This window comes from Thalassospira lucentensis (assembly GCF_001613805.1).
GTDB lineage: Bacteria > Pseudomonadota > Alphaproteobacteria > Rhodospirillales > Thalassospiraceae > Thalassospira > Thalassospira lucentensis_A.
This window is the reverse complement of sequence record NZ_LPVY01000003.1, coordinates 263,184-279,877: the sequence shown is the minus strand read 5'-3', so window position 1 is coordinate 279,877 and position 16,694 is coordinate 263,184. Positions and strand designations below refer to the sequence as shown.

Genomic DNA, 16,694 nt, shown 5'->3' with positions numbered 1-16,694 from the left:
CACAGCGGCGCGCCACCGGTGCGCCGCTTTTTCTTTGTACAGTGATAAAACCCGCAGCGGATCAAAAGACCATGTTGGAGAAGACATACAGCCCGGCCGACGTTGAAGGCAGACTTTACGATAAATGGGAAAAATCGGGGGTATTTGCTGCCGATCCGGCATCGAATGCCAATCCCTATGTCATTATGATGCCGCCGCCCAACGTGACCGGCAGCCTCCATATGGGGCATGCGCTGACCTTTACGCTGCAGGATATCCTGGTGCGCTATAACCGGATGTCGGGCAAAGACACCCTGTGGCAACCCGGTACTGACCACGCAGGTATCGCAACGCAGATGGTTGTTGAGCGTCAGCTGGGCGAACAGAACGTCACGCGCCATGACCTTGGCCGCGAAAAGTTCGTCGAAAAAGTATGGGAATGGAAAGAAAAGTCAGGCGGTACCATCACCAACCAGCTTCGTCGTTTGGGCGCATCGCCGGATTGGCCGCGTGAACGTTTCACCATGGATGATGGCCTCTCGGCTGCCGTGCGCAAGGTGTTCGTGACCCTGCACAAACAGGGCCTGATCTATCGCGACAAGCGTCTGGTCAACTGGGATCCAAAACTTCTGACCGCGATTTCTGACCTTGAAGTCGTTCAGAAAGAAGTCAAAGGCCACTATTGGCACTTCAAATATCCGATCGAGGGCAAAGAAGGCCAGTTCATCACTGTTGCCACCACCCGCCCGGAAACCATGCTGGGCGATACCGGTGTTGCGGTTCATCCGGATGATGAACGTTACAAGGACCTGATCGGGCAATATTGCATTCTGCCGATCGTCGGTCGCCGCATCAGAATCGTTGCCGATGAATATGCCGATCCTGAAAAAGGGTCGGGTGCGGTTAAAATCACCCCGGCACATGATTTCAACGACTTTGAAGTTGGCAAGCGCAATGATCTGGAAAAAATCAACATCATGGATGACCATGCGCGCATCAATGATGAAGCGCCAAATGAATATCGTGGTCTTGATCGTTTCAAGGCACGCGAACTGATCGTTGCCAAAATGGAAGAGCTCGGTCTTCTGGAGAAGATCGAGGATACCGTTCACATGGTTCCGTATGGCGACCGTTCAAACGTCGTGATCGAGCCTTACCTGACCGATCAGTGGTTCGTGAATGCTGAAGTTCTTGCCAAACCGGCGACCGAGGCAGTTGAAGACGGCCGTATCAAGTTTGTGCCCAAGAGCTGGGAGAACACGTATTTTGAATGGATGCGCAACATTCAGCCTTGGTGCATTTCGCGCCAGCTGTGGTGGGGCCATCGCATTCCGGCATGGTTCGGTCCGGATGGTGAAATCTTTGTCGAGGAAACCGAAGAAGAAGCTCTGGCTGCTGCCAAGGCGCATTTCGGCAAGGATGTTGAACTGACCCAGGAAACCGACGTTCTTGATACATGGTTCTCGTCGGCATTGTGGCCGTTCTCGACCCTTGGCTGGCCGGATAAGACCCCGGAACTGAACAAATATTATCCGGGCGATGTGCTGGTTACCGGTTTTGACATCATCTTCTTCTGGGTTGCCCGCATGATCATGATGGGCATGCATTTCATGGATGGTAAAGTTCCGTTCAAGGATGTCTATATCCATGCACTGGTCCGTGATGAACACGGTCAGAAGATGTCGAAATCCAAGGGTAACGTGATTGATCCGCTGGAGCTCATTGACGAATATGGCTGTGATGCTCTGCGTTTGACCCTGACGGCACTGGCTGCACAGGGGCGCGATATCAAACTTGCCGCGTCCCGCGTCGAAGGGTACCGGAACTTTGCGACCAAGCTTTGGAATGCGGCCCGCTTTGCGGAAATGAACGAATGCAAACCGGTTGACGGTTTCAATCCTGCCAATGTCAATTCGACACTGGCACGCTGGATTGTTGGCAAAACCGCCGAGGCTGCCAAAACCGTTGCTTTGGGTATCGAAAGCTATCGCTTCAACGATGCCGCAAATGGTGCGTATCAGTTCGTTTGGGGGACTTTCTGCGACTGGTATCTGGAACTGGCAAAGCCGGTTCTGATGGGGCAGGACGAAGAAGCAAAGGCCGAAATTCGCGCGGTGACTGCATGGGTTCTGGATCAGATTCTTTTGATTCTGCATCCGGTCATGCCTTACATCACCGAAGAACTTTGGGAAAAGTCTGCCGACAATCGTGCAACACTTCTGATGTCGCAGGCTTATCCGAAATTCGACGATGTGCTGATCGACCGTGTCGCCGAAGATGAAATCGATCTTGCCATCCGACTGATCGGTAACATCCGTGGTGTTCGTTCCGAAATGAACGTACCGCCTGCGGCCGAAGTACCGATCTATCTGGTCGATGCGTCTGATGCCATGAAGGCTGCGGTGACCGCACAGGAAGCCCAGGTTAAACGTCTGGCACGTGTGGCCGCGGTTGAATTCAACGGGCAGGGCGATGTCGAAACCATCGCCAAAGGGGCAATCCAGACCGTTGTTGATGGTGTGACCGTATTTGTTTCGGTTGCCGATTTCATTGATATTGCGGCTGAAAAATCCCGCCTTGAAAAGGAAATCGACGGCAAAACCAAATATATCAAGGGGCAGGAAGGCAAGCTTTCCAACGAAAGTTTTGTGAGCCGCGCACCTGAACATATTGTCGCGACCGAAAAAGCCAAGCTTGAGGAAGCCCGCGATACCCTTGCCAAACTGCAGGAAGCACATGCTCGCATCGCGGCGATGTAATTCCGGTTGATGTCATTACGTCAAAGGGCCAGTCCATCGGATTGGCCCTTTTGCGTTGCGCACATCAATATCTTTGACAGATTTTTGAAATTCATCCTCGCCAGAATGCCAGAATCGCATAAATTGGCGGCCATTCCGTCACACCGCGATCCGCCGAAACGTTATCCAGACCACAGGTCGAAACCGTAAAATGCTGATTGAAGAATGCCCCTATATCGAACCGCTTGACGCTTATGGCGCTTTTTCCGGATTCGCAGACAGTCATTTTCTTGATTCTGGTGACCGGGACCGCTTTGCTTATGTCGTTGCATCTCCGCTCCATAAACTGACGACCAAGAACGGGCAGGTGGTGCTTGACGGTTTTCCTGTTCCCGGTGATCCCTTCGCGGTTTTTGCCGATCTGATGGCGCGGTATCGTATGGAATCAGCTCCGGATTTGCCGCCGTTTCAAGGCGGGGCTGTCGGTTATTTCGGATATGAGCTTGCGCAACAGCTCGAATCGCTTCCCAAAGCCCCGCAAGACTGGCTCAATATGCCCGATATGGCGGTTGGTATTTATGATCTGGTCATCGCATTCGATCAGATTGAACGCCGCATGTGGCTTATTTCGACGGGGATTCCCGAAGCATCTGCGTCAGCACGGGAAAAGCGCGCTGAGGATCGCATGGAATTGATTCGCAAATACCTGCGTTTGGCACGCCCCATGGGCGAGATTCCCGATGTACCGCATGTGCCCGATATAATGCCGTGGCAATCAAACTTTGACTGCACCGGGTACGAAAACGCAGTTCAGACCGTTGTCGACTACATTCATGCCGGAGATATTTTTCAGGCCAATCTGTCGCAAAGCTTCCGGGCCGAATATGCCCATGATGCTGTCCCGAAACGGTTTGACCTTTATCGTCGTCTAAGTCTTGCCAGCCCGGCACCTTTCGGGGCTTTCCTGAATTTTGGCGAGGTCGCGGTTTTGTCAAACTCGCCAGAACGGTTTCTGAAGGTCACCAACGGCCATGTTGAAACCAGACCGATCAAGGGTACCCGACCACGTGGCAACATGCCCGTCGAAGATGCTGAGCTGGCACAGGAATTGATGTTATCTGCAAAGGATCGTGCAGAAAACATTATGATTGTTGATCTTTTGCGCAATGACTTATCAAAAGTCTGCAAGCCGCACACAGTTGAAACACCACAGATTTGCATGCTTGAAAGCTATGCCAACGTCCATCATCTGGTTTCGACCGTCACCGGTGAATTGCAGGATGGCAAGACTGCCGTGGATTTGCTGGCCGCCTGTTTCCCGGGCGGATCCATCACGGGGGCACCGAAAATCCGTGCGATGGAAATCATCACCGAACTTGAAGGGGCTACACGCGGCGCCTATTGCGGAGCAATCGGCTTCATCGGCTTTGATGGCAGTATGGATACCAACATTGCGATCCGCAGTATTTGCGTGAACCAGGGGCGCATGGCATTCAATGTCGGCGGCGGTATCGTTGCCGATAGTATCCCGGCAGGGGAATATGATGAAACGCTGGTCAAGGCTGCCAAGCTTTTCGAAGCGCTGGGGATTAATCCCGATGGATTAAAACCTCACTGAACCAAACCTAAGCTAGGTTTTCGCCATTTTTACTCCTCTGTCAGGAGGATTGCGGCCGCGGGCACAATGAGGTTGCTGCTAGATATAATTAAGAACATAATGGGAACATATCAAGCCGGACGAGAATACTTATACCGGTTTCCAAATCCGGCGATGGTTCGTCTGCACGGTAAAATGTGCTGTATTAGCCAGAGTATTCTCGGAACGTTTTCGTGTTTACAGGCCTTTATATTCTAGCAATCAGGGGAAGATAATATGCCCTACACTAATTCCGCTGCCTCAAACCTCAATCATGGGTTTGCTGTTGCCATCAATATAGTGGCCAAAGAAGGCAAGGGTGATGCCATGGCCGAGATTCTACGGGGGCTGATTGAACCGACAATGTCGGAAGAAGGTGTGAAATTCTTTGTGCCATATCGTTCTCCAACTGATCCCTTGTCATTCTTTGTTTATGAGCTCTATGTCGACGAGGCCGGATGGGAAGCGCATAACAATGCACCTCACTTCCTGGACGTTGTTGATGAACTGGTTTCTCTGGCTGCCCATCGTCAGCGGATACCATTCGTTCCTTTTGCCTAACGCAGATAACCCGCTGCGGGATATATAGAATTAATCCCGATGAGATGTAAGATCACCACGCTTAAACAATGCCTTGAACAACATCATAGGTGGATTGGATCGAAATGATCCTGTTGATCGACAACTACGATTCCTTTGTTTTCAATCTGGCACGCTATTTCGTGGAACTTGGCCAGCAGGTTGAAGTCGTGCGTAATGACCGGATTGACGTTGAGGAAGTTCGCCGGTTGAACCCGGATGCTGTTGTCTTTTCCCCCGGTCCCTGCGGCCCGGACGAGGCGGGAAACAGTATTGCTCTGATTACCGCATTGGCGGGCGAATATCCGATGCTGGGGGTCTGTTTAGGACATCAGTCGATCGCTCAGGTATTCGGTGGTACGGTCAAACGTGCGAACCGTCCCGTTCACGGGATGACATCGGCGATAACACATGATGGATCGGCACTTTTCAACGGCATCAAATCTCCGTTGACGGTGACGCGGTACCATTCGCTGATTGTTGATCTGCCGGTGGATGGCTCTTTGGTGCAGACCGCCACAGGTCCAAACGGCGAAATAATGGCCTTTGCCCATCGGGACCTGCTGATCTTTGGCGTTCAGTTCCATCCGGAAGCCGTCCTTACCGAGCAAGGGCATGATCTGCTAGCGAACTTTCTAACTATTGCCGGGGCAGCCGTTCAGCGAAAGGTTACGTCGTGATGAAAGTCTGGCTTAACGGCAATATCATTGATCAGGCGGATGCGCATATTGCGGTTACGGATCGCGGATTGCTGTTGGGGGATGGTTTTTTTGAAACCATGCGTTCACACAGGGGCAGGGTCGCATGGCTTGACCGACATTATGAACGCCTTGAAAGCCACGCGGAATTAATCGGGCTTACCCCGGATTTGCTGCCAAACATTTCCGAGATCGCGGATGCTGTTCGTCTACTTTGTGCTGAAATTGACGGGGAAGGTGCCGTTATTCGCCTGACCGTTACGCGAGGCAGCGGTCCGCGCGGCTTGTTGCCGCCCGTGGAATGCCATCCAACAGTTTTGATGACGGCGGCCCCATTTTCTAGACCGGCACACGATAACGGTTTGGCCCTAGCGACATCAAAACAGGTGCGGCGCAATCCGTGGTCCGTTGCAAACCGGATCAAAAGCCTGAATTATATGGATAATATTGCCGCGCGTCGTGAAGCTGCTGCTTGCGGTGCGGAAGAGGCGCTTGTCCTATCGGTCGACGGTTCTGTTGCGGAAACGACAATTGCCAATCTGTTCGGTGTTCGCGATGGTGCATTTTACACGCCACCTACCGATAGTGGTATTCTCTCCGGACTGGCCCGGCAATTCGTCATTGATTGGTGTAATGATCTTGACGTTGTTGTGCATGAGACATCTATTCTTCCGAATGAACTGTCATCCATGGAATCGGTTTTTGTCTGTAATGCCTTGCAAGGAATACGATTTGTTCGGTCGATTGATGAGGTTGCTTTCAAGTCTGATCTGATCAAAACAGATATTCTTATGCAATTGGCAGACGATATCGAAAAATCCCTATGCCTTGGTATAGATGTTTAGCTAAAATTAACTTCAATAAGGCATGTTCATCCCCCACGCCTTTGGACGGGAATGCATATGACCGCGTCTTCAACAAAATCTGAACTCAGCCTCGCAAGGTTTGTTGAAAGCCTTCGCAAATATGCGGCGAACGGTAAAAGGCCGATTGTTGGTCTTCTTGATATTTCGGTATCCTTGCGTCTTGAGCCGCAGGACTATCAGGATATTTCACGTGACGCATTCCATCATCTTCCAGAAAAGACACAGGAATACCGCCTTGAAAACGGGATGGTCGTTTTTATCAGGTTGGTCAAAGCGTTCGGCGATGTTGATACATTCATTACCAGTGTCAACGAAACGCTAAAGGATGTTATCAGTCGTCAGGGGCTGGGTGATTTGCCCGTTAAACTTTGGCATGAATTGCGCTGGCCCGAGGATCGTAACACCCTTTACAATCTGCTTGACCTGCCCGAAGAGAACCATTTCGCAAACGAAAGCCTGCAACGTTTTGACATGGCTGAAATGCTGCGCGGGGCGGTCACCGAGGAAGCGGTTTTTGACTCCTGTCGTCGTCAGGCGATCCTCGAGTTCCATGACAGTCGCCGCGAAATTCTTGGCCATGAACTATATTGTTCACTGGATTATCTGCGCCAGCATCATCTGGCCAGTTTTCTGCTTGAGGGCTCCGGCGAAGTCGAAATTCTATCGCGGGTTCTTGATGAAAAGGTGATGGATATCACCAAAGGTCTGGCGCCGCAGATGCTACCAGATACCTTGCATCTAAATATGATGGTGCAGACGATATTCAGCGATCGCTTTGCCGAGTTTCTTGGGTCGGAGGACAGCCGGTTCGCCGAAAATCTGTCGATCGAGATATCACTTGAAAACGCGATTGCTGATTGGTGGGAATTTGAAGATGCCTGCAAATTGTTGCATTCTGCGGGGGTCCGGGTCGGACTTGATCGCATTACCCTACCATCACTCGAATTCCTTTCCCCGCGCAAGATCAATGTCGATTTTATCAAAGTCATATGGGATCAAAACATCATAGGATCGAAACGGGCGGAGGCAACAGACCGTCTGCGCGAGTTTGCGTCCATTTTTGCAGATCGCAATTTGATCCTGACCAGGTGCGACAGCCGTACGGCATTGCGTATGGGCCGAAGCCTTGGTGTGGATGCCTTCCAGGGCAGTTACATTGATGCGCTTCTGGGCAAGTACCTTAACAAGGAATGCAAATCGCGGGGTACAACGTCAGACCGCAAATGTGCGGTTTGCCAATGGGCACCGCGCGAATTACGCAAAAACGGGTGTGATTTCCATTTCAAGGCCGGAAAAATCCTAGCAGAGATTTGACGCGCGCAAATCTTTTGTCAGCAACAAAGTGTTTCCTGGAATGTTGCGCCAGCAGGTTTGACAACTATCTTTTCATTTTCTAAAGTGCGGATGCTTGATCAAGGATGATCAGGCATGTCGTTGAAACACGGCGCTTATTCTCAGGGCAGGGTGAAATTCCTGACCGGCGGTAATTCTGATTTCAGGAAAGCCCGCGAGCGCCTGCCAAAGCAATTTGGCGGGGTCAGCAGATCCGGTGTAACTCCGGAGCCGACGGTAACAGTCCGGATGGGAGAGGATAAAGCGTGACGGATAACGGGGGAACCCGTTGTCGTCTGCCTATGACTGACGTGCGGCGTTGACGTACGTTCAGGCCTTTCTTTTGATGCCTTGATTCGTAAGCTCCTTAAACGGAGAACCGTTATGAATCAGAGTGTTCATCAGGAACCGGAACTTTCGATCTTTGGCAACCCGATTACGCGTATGGAACGTGCGCTTTCGGATTTGCGCAATGGCAAGGGGGTTCTGGTCGTCGATGATGAAGATCGCGAAAACGAAGGCGATCTTATTTTTTCCGCAGAAAATCTGACCAATGAACAGATGGCGATGCTGATCCGCGATTGCAGCGGGATCGTCTGCCTGTGCCTGACAGATGAAATGGCAACGGCACTTGATCTGCCGCCGATGGTTGCCAACAACACATCGAGCATGGGAACCGGCTTTACCGTTTCGATTGAGGCCAAGGTCGGTGTTACCACCGGTGTTTCGGCTGCTGATCGCGTGACCACGGTCAAAACTGCGATTGCCGATGGGGCAAAACCGGGTGATTTGGCTCGTCCGGGACATGTTTTCCCGTTGCGTGCGCGTGCAGGTGGCGTCCTGGAACGTCGTGGTCATACCGAGGGTACGGTTGATCTGATGCGTCTGGCAGGTTTCAAACCGGCTGGCGTGCTTTGTGAGGTGACCAATCCGGACGGCACGATGGCACGTTTGCCAGAACTGATTGCCTATGCGCAACAGCACGACATCGTCGTGATCAGCATCGAGGATATCGTTGCCTATCGCGGTGTTCTGCAGCAGGCCGCAGAATAGGGAAAAGCGGTCGTGGCTTTGTAAACGCAGAGACAACCGGATTTTCGACCATTTGCGTTCAAAGTAGCCAATCCGATTACAAATCAAAGAGGGCAGCAGATAGTCCTGCTGCCCTTTACATTTCATATTCGCTATCAAATCCCGGTTGATTCGGGTTTTCGAATCATTCGTCGATCATGCACCAGACCGGGGTGTGATCCGATGCCTTTTCCTTGGCGCGTGGGTTGCGATCAATATCCGATGCGCTAAGACGGTCGGTCGCCGCCGGGGTCAGCAGCAGGTGATCAATGCGAAGGCCGTTATCCTTGTTCCATGCCCCGGCGCGATAATCCCACCAGCTATATTGATGCCCCTGCGGATTGAAGGTCCGGAAGGCATCGGTGTAGCCCATATTCATCATGGTCCGCAGCTTCTTACGCTCTACGGTTGAGCAGAGAACGGTTTCGTGCAGTTTGATCGGATCGTAAACATCGGAATCATCGGGCGCGATATTGTAATCGCCGCCCATGACCGCCGCATCACCACTTTCGCGGATTTTTTCAAAGCGTTTGACCAGGCGGTCCAGGAAATTCAGTTTGTATTCGAATTTCTCCGATCCGACCTCGCTTCCCATCGGGACATAGATCGAAGCCACGCGAATCGGGCGATGAGCGGCTATAACGGCTTCGATATAGCGGGCCTGTTCGTCACCATCATTGCCCGGAAGGCCACGTTCAATATCCTCAATGGGGAACTTTGATAGGATCGCGACCCCGTTATAGGTTTTCTGGCCATGAAGGGCGATGTTATAGCCGAGATCCTCGATTTCCATGGCCGGGAAACCTTCATCGACGGTTTTTGTTTCCTGAAGCAGGACAACATCGGGCTTTGCGTCGCCAAGCCATTCAAGGATGTTGGGCAGACGGGCCTTGATCGAGTTAACGTTCCAGGTGGCGATTTTCATAAGGGCCTCGGTGTTCGGGATTAATTTTGCGGCTTTATGCGCAAGCAAAAACGGGGTTCGTAAAACACGAACCCCGTTTTATAAATCGTTTTTCCGATGCGGATCAAATCGAGAAACTGGATCCGCAACCGCATGATGACGTTGCGTTCGGATTATTCACACGAAAGGCCGCACCGACCAGTTCGCGAACAAAGTCGATTTCCGCGCCGCCGAGCAGGTCGAGCGACACGTCATCAATCACCATTTTCGCACCGTGGTTTTCGAAAATGTGGTCTTCTTCGGTCTTGTCGGAATCGAGCGAGAATTCATACTGAAAACCGCTGCATCCGCCGCCCGAGACCTGAAGGCGCAACATCATGTCCGATTTGCCGTCGCTGGCAATCAGTTCCTGGATGCGTTTTGCCGCACTTTCGGTCATCTGGACCTGCCGGGCAGTTTCCGTCATTCGACACTCCTTGATGTGCTATCCCGCGATATTCCATTTAGCGGACCATCCACGGGCAACCCAACGGGTATATTGACGATCATGGTGCCAACTTTAGCACAGCCTGATCGTGTTCCTTAAGGCTCTATTTAGCGTGCATGGCAGAAATGTCAAAACCTGTGATCAGGGCAACCAAGCGGTTGCTTGCGTTTTGATGCGAAATGTCCCAAAACAGCCACATCAAAATGGTCGTGATGGACCATGAACGAAATTTGCAAAGACCAAAAGTGATGAATGTTTTCAGCCTGTTGAAAAGCGACATCGAGAATCAGATTCTCGCCCTTGAAAAAGACGGCGTTTTGCCCGCTGGCAGCGATACCGCACGTATCACGGTCGAACCGCCGCGCGATGCCGCGCATGGCGATGCCGCGACCAATGCCGCGATGCTGCTTTCCAAGGCTGCGGGAATGAAGCCGCGTGATTTGGCCGAAAAGCTTGCTGAAAAGCTCGGCTCGCTTGACCATATCGAACAGGTCGAGATCGCCGGACCCGGTTTCATCAATCTGCGCATGGCCGATGATTTCTGGCTATCTCAGATCACTGAAGTGCTTGAAAACGGCAAGACCTATGGCAACAGCAATCTTGGTGCAAACACCAAGATGAATGTCGAATATGTGTCGGCCAACCCGACCGGTCCGATGCATGTCGGCCATTGTCGTGGGGCGGTTGTCGGTGATGTTCTGTCAAATCTTCTGGCCAAGGCCGGTTATGATGTGACCAAGGAATATTACATCAACGATGCGGGTGCACAGGTTGATGTTCTGGCGCGTTCCCTGCATCTGCGTTACTGCGAAGCGCTTGGCGAAACCATCGATGAAATCCCGGCAGGTCTTTATCCGGGGGATTATCTGGTCGCGCCGGGCAAAAAGCTTGCGGCACGTGATGGTGATAAATGGGTCAATGCACCCGAAGAAGACTGGTTGGAAGAATTCCGCGGTTTTGCCATTGTCGAGATGATGGCATTGATCAAGGAAGACCTGCGTCTTCTGGGCGTTGATCATGATGTCTTTACATCCGAAGCAGGATTGGTTGCCGCAGGCAAGGTACAGGCTGCGTTCGAACATCTTGAGAAGAAGGGCGACATTTATGTCGGCGTTCTGGAACCACCAAAAGGCAAAACCCCCGATGATTGGGAGCCGCGCCCGCAGACCCTGTTCCGGGCGACCGAATTTGGCGATGATGTTGATCGCCCGCTGAAAAAGTCGGATGGCAGCTGGACCTATTTCGCGTCTGACATTGCCTATCACTTCGATAAATACGAACGTGGTTTTAACCACATGATCGATATTTTCGGTGCCGATCATGGCGGTTACGTCAAACGCATGAAGGCAGCGACCAAGGCGATTACGGGCGGCGAGGGCGACCTTGATGTCAAGCTGTGCCAATTGGTCAGCCTGTTTGACAATGGTGAGCCGGTTAAAATGTCAAAACGTGCCGGGACATTTGTGACCCTGCGTGATGTTGTCGAGCGCGTCGGCAAGGATGTCGTGCGTTTCATCATGCTGACACGTAAAAACGACGCGACACTTGATTTCGATTTCGCCAAGGTCACCGAACAGTCCAAGGACAACCCGGTCTTTTACGTTCAATATGCCCATGCACGTGTCAATTCGGTGTTCCGTCAGGCCCGTGAAGCGTTCCCTAATCAGGATTTCTCGGATGCGGCGCTGGTCGGGGCTGATCTGTCGGCCTTGGCGTCTGAAGACGAAAAGATGCTGGTGCGTCGCATGGCGGAATGGCCGCGTATCGTTGAACAGGCTGCCGTTGCCCACGAACCGCACCGTATCGCATTCTTCCTGAGCGAAATTGCCGCCGAATTCCATGCATTGTGGAACAAGGGGCGCGATAACACTGCACTGCGCTTTATCGTTGCCGATGATCTTGCGGTGACGCAGGCGCGCCTTGCTATGATCCGTGCCGCCGCACTGGTGATTGCGTCGGGGCTTGATGTACTGGGCGTTGCCCCGGTCGAGGAGATGTAATCACGATGAACGAAGAACAGGGTTTCGGCCTTCGTGCGGAGCAACGTCACCAGGAGGCAGGCAGAAAAGCCCCGGGTGGGGGCTTGGCAAATGGGGTTGGAACCATCGTTCTTGGTCTTGTGATTGTTGTTGGTGGTTTGGGTGGTGCGGGTTACTGGTTCTATAATCAGGGGCAACCGGCACAGGAAGAAGGCAAGTTGCCGATCCTTTTGCCCGATCCGCTACCGATCAAGTTGCGGCCTGATGATCCCGGCGGAATGGAAGTTCCGCACCGGGATACGACAATTTACGAGCAGCTAGACAGTAGCCAGCCCGAGGATCAGGTGGTTCTTCAGGAATTGCCGGATATGCCGAAGGCCCCCGATGTCATGCCATCCCTTGATAGTGCTGAAGCCCCCGCCGTGATCGAACAGACGCCAGAGGCAGAAATTGTTGCCGGTGCCGTGTCAAATGGTTCGAACGGGGATGATAATGCGGCTGCGACAGCACCGGTCGGGATGACGACAGCTGCCCCAAGTGACGCAGAAAAGGCGATTGCCGCCGCCAAAGCCAGAGAGCAGGACGCCCAACCGGATGTCTCCAGTACAGGCAGCGTATCGGAACAGGATTTCCGCATTCAATTAGCGTCGGTTCGCGATACATCAGGTGCCGAAGCGGAATGGAAAAGATTATCGTCGAAAAACAAGGACTTGCTTGGTAGTCTTCAGATGTATCTGAAACGTGCCGATCTTGGCGACAAGGGCGTATTTTATCGGCTGCAGGCCGGTCCACTGTCAGATGCTGCTGCGGCTGAAACGCTTTGTGGTAAATTAAAACAACGCAATGTGGGGTGCCTGATTGTCCGGCCTTGAGGTAAGAAAACCGCGCGCCTGTATTCTTGGTGTTGAAGGTACAGAGTTAAGCAATTGGGAGAAGGGCTTTTTTCGTGAAGCCGATCCTTATGGCTTTATCCTGTTCGCCCGCAATATCGCGGATCAGAAGCAGGTCAGGGCACTGAACAATCAGCTGCGCGAGGTTGTCGGCAATATCAATGTGCCGATTTTCGTTGATCAGGAAGGCGGACGCGTCATGCGTCTGAAGCCGCCACACTGGCGCAAAATTCCGGCGGCCGGTGTGTTTGGCCAATTATTTGAATCCGCACCTGAAGATGCACGCGAAGCCGCCTATATCAATGCGCGCCTGATGGCCGTCGACCTGCGTGATGCCGGGTTTAATATCACCTGTGCACCGGTGCTTGATATCCGTTTTCCTGGCATGAGTGACGTGGTTGGCGATCGTTCCTATGGGGAGAGGGTCGAACAGATTGTGCCGCTGGCAAGCGCGGTTGCAGCCGGATTGCTTGACGGCAGCATCGCGCCGGTCATCAAGCATATTCCCGGTCATGGCCGCGCGTCGGTTGACAGCCACAAGGATTTGCCGATCGTGACCGCATCGCGTGAAGAACTGAGCCGCCTTGATTTCGAACCGTTTCGTCAGATGAAGGATGTGGTTGCGGCGATGTCGGCCCATTTGCTGTTTACCGCGATAGATGATCAGCGTCCGGGCACCGTATCGGCCAAGGTCATTTCCGAAATTGTCCGCGGTGATATCGGGTTTGAAAATCTTCTGATCAGTGATGATCTGTCGATGGAAGCCCTTGGTGGTTCGATTGCCAGCCGGACCCATGAATGCCTTGCCGCAGGCTGTGATATCGCGCTTCATTGCAATGGCAAACGCACGGAAATGGAAGAAGTCGTCTCGATGGCTCCGAAACTTGCCGGCGAGGCGCTGACACGTTCGCAATTGCTGAGCAATCAGATTGCCGGTTTTAACGTTGCGCAGCCATCTTCGGCGCAGATTGCCGACTGGCAGGCCCGACTGGATGAGTTGTTGTCACCGGTCTGGTCGGCCGAGGTTTAAGCGCAGAGGAAGCTCAATACGTGAACGACATTATCGAGATTATCATTTCCGCGTCCACGTGGGTTTTGCCCGTATTACTGGCAGTGACGCTGCACGAGGCGGCACACGGCTTTGCCGCCAAGCTGTTTGGTGACGATACGGCACAGCGCGCCGGTCGGCTTAGCCTGAACCCGATCCGCCACATTGATCCGGTGGGGACGGTTCTGATCCCCGGTTTGCTGTTATTGACCGGTGCACCGTTCCTGTTTGGCTATGCCAAGCCGGTGCCGGTTGCGTTCCATCGTCTGCATCCACAGCGTCTTGGCGTGATCGGAGTTGCGATTGCAGGACCGGCAACCAATGTTTTGCTGGCGATTGTATCGATCCTATTGCTGGTCGGGCTGCCGTCCTTTTCACCGGCGGTTAATGACTGGCTGGCAACAACATTGCAGCAGTCGATCTGGCTGAACTGCATCCTTGCGGTGTTTAACATGCTGCCAATCCCGCCGCTGGATGGTGGGCGCGTTTTGACGGCGATATCGCCGATGCCCATCGCGCGGGTCTTGGCGCGTATGGAAAAAACCGGCATGATCCTTTTGATCGCGCTGATTTTCCTACTGCCTTATGTCACGGGGCTTCTTGGCGTCGATCTGCCGATTTTCCATTGGCTGGTGATTGAACCGGCATCGGCACTTGTTGATTTTCTGGCCGGTATTTTTGCCTGATAACAGGCAGACGGTCCGGGGGGATTATGGCCAAACAGTTCGAGCTCGATATTCCGGATGAGATATTTGACCAGGCGCCCGTTGATGATGGGCCAAGCCTTGCCGAACGCCTTATGCTGGATCTGGACGGGTTTGAGGGGCCGCTTGACCTTTTGCTGGAGCTGGCACGTGATCAGAAGGTCGATATCATCCGGATTTCGATCCTTGAACTGGCCGAACAGTATCTGAATTTCATCAATACCGCGCGTGAATTGCGGCTGGAACTGGCTGCGGACTATCTGGTGATGGCCGCTTGGTTGGCATATCTGAAATCGCGACTGCTGCTACCAAAACAGGACAGCGACGAGGAAGAACTTAGTGCCGAGGAAATGGCCGAACTTCTGGCGTTTCAGCTGAAACGTCTGGAAGCGATGAAAGCGGCCGGTGAAAAACTGCTGGAGCGGCCCAATCTGGGTCGGGATTTCTTTGGTCGCGGTGATCCGGAAGAAGTCCGGGTCACGACGGCGTCGGTTTACGATGCGTCGCTTTATGACCTGTTGAAAGCCTATGCGCAGATTATGCTGACATCTGAATCCAAGACATTGGAGATCGAGGCATTTGATCTTTATGCCATGGATGATGCGATTCGGCGGTTGCGTGATTTGTTCGGGCGTCGCGTGGTGCCAACCTGGACCAAGCTTTTGGAATTTATGCCCCACGGACTTGGTACGCCGTTAAAGGCACGGTCAGCATTGGCAGCGCATTTTGTCGCCAGCCTTGAAATGTGCCGCGATGGCGAGTTGGAAATCTCGCAGGAGCAGGTATTTGGCCCGATCATGTTGAGATCACCGCAAAAAAGACGCGATCCCGAATTGGACATCACATCCGGCGATTACAGCGATATGGACAAGCTCGGAGTCAAATCCGGGGCAGGGATGGATAATAATGGCGACTGAGACAGTAACCGACCCGCAGTTTGAAATCGACGGTATCGAACATGGTCCGCAAATCGATTTTCAGCATCTTCGAATTGTTGAAGCTGTGCTGTTTGCATCTGCCGAACCGGTCAGTGAACGGGTTCTTGCCGCGCGTTTGCCCGAAGGTTCGGATGTTTCCGTTTTGCTCAAAGAATTACAGGCAAATTATTCAGAACGCGGAATAAATTTGAACCGCGTTGGCGAGAAATGGGCGTTTCGCACAGCGGCCGACCTTGCGGGTGATCTGCATATCGAGGTCGAAAAAGCCAAGAAGATGACGCGTGCGACGCTGGAAACGCTGGCGATCATTGCCTATCACGAACCGGTCACGCGTTCCGAGATTGAAGAAATCCGCGGTGTCGCCCTGTCCAAGGGGACGCTTGATATCCTGCTGGAAGCGAAATGGATACGGCCACGCGGGCGTAAACGCGTGCCGGGACGTCCGGTTCTTTGGGCAACGACGGATGATTTTCTTGATCACTTCGGGCTTGAACATCGCGACGATCTGCCGGGGCTTGCTGATTTGAAGGCCGCAGGATTGCTTGATAGCCGTCCGGGTATGGGGCGGTATGGGGCCAGTTCCGACGAGGAAGCATTGCCCGATCTTGTTGACGATGGCGAGGTCACGGATGCTGTTGTCGAGGAAGCCCTTACGACCCGCAATCTGGCCGATCTCGATGAAACCATCTATAGCGACAATCCCAATCTGGAAGAAGAATACGACGCAGAGAACCGTTAAAGAGGCTCTTTGGCCATCTTTTATCAAGCTTCTTTGATCCGGCTTCTTGCATGCACTGTTCGGTAGGATTAAATCTGGGAAAGATTTTGCAACTTATTTGCAGGGC

The 16,694-nt window shown here is 52.7% G+C and carries 15 protein-coding genes and 1 riboswitch; of the genes, 13 read left to right on the top strand and 2 right to left on the bottom strand.

Annotation, left to right across the window (positions count from 1 at the left end; genetic code table 11):
* The first annotated feature begins 71 nt into the window (after window positions 1-71).
* The 7 genes from AUP42_RS03610 (at window position 72) to ribB (ending at window position 8,881) form a co-directional block, all read left to right on the top strand.
* Window positions 72-2,738, top strand: coding sequence for a valine--tRNA ligase (locus AUP42_RS03610; RefSeq protein ID WP_062948977.1), 2,667 nt, complete (start codon window positions 72-74; stop codon window positions 2,736-2,738).
* A 190-nt stretch (window positions 2,739-2,928) separates the two neighbouring features.
* Window positions 2,929-4,335 (top strand): aminodeoxychorismate synthase component I, encoded by a 1,407-nt coding sequence (gene pabB, locus AUP42_RS03605; RefSeq protein ID WP_062948975.1) that lies wholly within the window; start codon window positions 2,929-2,931, stop codon window positions 4,333-4,335.
* A 255-nt stretch (window positions 4,336-4,590) separates the two neighbouring features.
* Window positions 4,591-4,914, top strand: a complete 324-nt coding sequence (locus tag AUP42_RS03600; protein ID WP_062948973.1) for a putative quinol monooxygenase — start codon at window positions 4,591-4,593, stop codon at window positions 4,912-4,914.
* A 104-nt stretch (window positions 4,915-5,018) separates the two neighbouring features.
* On the top strand, window positions 5,019-5,612 hold the full coding sequence (locus AUP42_RS03595) for an anthranilate synthase component II (protein WP_062949371.1): 594 nt from the start codon (window positions 5,019-5,021) through the stop codon (window positions 5,610-5,612).
* Entirely contained in the window at window positions 5,612-6,475 is an 864-nt protein-coding gene (locus AUP42_RS03590) for an aminotransferase class IV (protein WP_062948971.1), read from the top strand. Before AUP42_RS03595 ends, AUP42_RS03590 begins: the two co-directional genes overlap by 1 nt.
* Before the next feature lie 57 nt (window positions 6,476-6,532).
* Complete coding sequence (locus AUP42_RS03585; RefSeq protein ID WP_062948970.1) at window positions 6,533-7,810, top strand: EAL domain-containing protein; 1,278 nt, start codon at window positions 6,533-6,535, stop codon at window positions 7,808-7,810.
* Window positions 7,811-7,942: 132 nt separating this feature from the next.
* Window positions 7,943-8,093, top strand: a riboswitch (FMN riboswitch).
* Between the two features lie 119 nt (window positions 8,094-8,212).
* Complete coding sequence (gene ribB, locus AUP42_RS03580; RefSeq protein ID WP_062948969.1) at window positions 8,213-8,881, top strand: 3,4-dihydroxy-2-butanone-4-phosphate synthase; 669 nt, start codon at window positions 8,213-8,215, stop codon at window positions 8,879-8,881.
* Between the two features lie 163 nt (window positions 8,882-9,044).
* Here ribB and xth read toward each other — a convergent pair whose 3' ends face one another.
* Window positions 9,045-9,824, bottom strand: a complete 780-nt coding sequence (xth, locus tag AUP42_RS03575) for an exodeoxyribonuclease III (protein WP_062949369.1) — start codon at window positions 9,822-9,824, stop codon at window positions 9,045-9,047.
* Window positions 9,825-9,927: 103 nt separating this feature from the next.
* Entirely contained in the window at window positions 9,928-10,269 is a 342-nt protein-coding gene (gene erpA / locus AUP42_RS03570) for an iron-sulfur cluster insertion protein ErpA (RefSeq protein ID WP_062948968.1), read from the bottom strand.
* 269 nt (window positions 10,270-10,538) lie between these two features.
* Here erpA and argS point away from each other — a divergent pair, with 269 nt between their 5' ends.
* The 6 genes from argS to scpB are packed head-to-tail and all read left to right on the top strand — an operon-like array spanning window position 10,539 to window position 16,588.
* The gene (gene argS / locus AUP42_RS03565; RefSeq protein WP_062949367.1) at window positions 10,539-12,290 is read left to right on the top strand and encodes an arginine--tRNA ligase; all 1,752 of its coding nucleotides are present in this window, start codon (window positions 10,539-10,541) and stop codon (window positions 12,288-12,290) included.
* Window positions 12,291-12,295: 5 nt separating this feature from the next.
* Window positions 12,296-13,141 carry an SPOR domain-containing protein gene (locus AUP42_RS03560; protein ID WP_062948966.1) on the top strand — a complete coding sequence of 282 codons (846 nt, stop codon included), beginning with the start codon at window positions 12,296-12,298 and terminating at the stop codon, window positions 13,139-13,141.
* Window positions 13,128-14,189: a beta-N-acetylhexosaminidase gene (nagZ, locus tag AUP42_RS03555; protein WP_062948964.1), complete on the top strand. Its 1,062-nt coding sequence runs from the start codon at window positions 13,128-13,130 to the stop codon at window positions 14,187-14,189. The genes AUP42_RS03560 and nagZ overlap by 14 nt, the downstream gene beginning before the upstream one ends.
* A 20-nt stretch (window positions 14,190-14,209) precedes the next feature.
* Window positions 14,210-14,893: a site-2 protease family protein gene (locus tag AUP42_RS03550; protein WP_062948962.1), complete on the top strand. Its 684-nt coding sequence runs from the start codon at window positions 14,210-14,212 to the stop codon at window positions 14,891-14,893.
* Window positions 14,894-14,919: 26 nt separating this feature from the next.
* The gene (locus AUP42_RS03545) at window positions 14,920-15,828 is read left to right on the top strand and encodes a segregation and condensation protein A (protein ID WP_062948960.1); all 909 of its coding nucleotides are present in this window, start codon (window positions 14,920-14,922) and stop codon (window positions 15,826-15,828) included.
* Entirely contained in the window at window positions 15,818-16,588 is a 771-nt protein-coding gene (scpB, locus tag AUP42_RS03540; RefSeq protein ID WP_062948958.1) for an SMC-Scp complex subunit ScpB, read from the top strand. The genes AUP42_RS03545 and scpB overlap by 11 nt, the downstream gene beginning before the upstream one ends.
* Window positions 16,589-16,694: the final 106 nt, after the last annotated feature.

Bases quoted from the DNA above. Each gene is read 5' to 3' on its own strand.
- AUP42_RS03600 (WP_062948973.1), top strand. From the start codon at position 4,591: ATGCCCTACACTAATTCCGCTGCCTCAAACCTCAATCATGGGTTTGCT.
- AUP42_RS03560 (WP_062948966.1), top strand. From the start codon at position 12,296: ATGAACGAAGAACAGGGTTTCGGCCTTCGTGCGGAGCAACGTCACCAG.
- AUP42_RS03610 (WP_062948977.1), top strand. From the start codon at position 72: ATGTTGGAGAAGACATACAGCCCGGCCGACGTTGAAGGCAGACTTTAC.
- AUP42_RS03595 (WP_062949371.1), top strand. From the start codon at position 5,019: ATGATCCTGTTGATCGACAACTACGATTCCTTTGTTTTCAATCTGGCA.
- pabB (WP_062948975.1), top strand. From the start codon at position 2,929: ATGCTGATTGAAGAATGCCCCTATATCGAACCGCTTGACGCTTATGGC.
- argS (WP_062949367.1), top strand. From the start codon at position 10,539: ATGAATGTTTTCAGCCTGTTGAAAAGCGACATCGAGAATCAGATTCTC.
- scpB (WP_062948958.1), top strand. From the start codon at position 15,818: ATGGCGACTGAGACAGTAACCGACCCGCAGTTTGAAATCGACGGTATC.
- xth (WP_062949369.1), bottom strand. From the start codon at position 9,824: ATGAAAATCGCCACCTGGAACGTTAACTCGATCAAGGCCCGTCTGCCC.
- erpA (WP_062948968.1), bottom strand. From the start codon at position 10,269: ATGACGGAAACTGCCCGGCAGGTCCAGATGACCGAAAGTGCGGCAAAA.
- AUP42_RS03585 (WP_062948970.1), top strand. From the start codon at position 6,533: ATGACCGCGTCTTCAACAAAATCTGAACTCAGCCTCGCAAGGTTTGTT.
- AUP42_RS03590 (WP_062948971.1), top strand. From the start codon at position 5,612: ATGAAAGTCTGGCTTAACGGCAATATCATTGATCAGGCGGATGCGCAT.
- AUP42_RS03545 (WP_062948960.1), top strand. From the start codon at position 14,920: ATGGCCAAACAGTTCGAGCTCGATATTCCGGATGAGATATTTGACCAG.
- ribB (WP_062948969.1), top strand. From the start codon at position 8,213: ATGAATCAGAGTGTTCATCAGGAACCGGAACTTTCGATCTTTGGCAAC.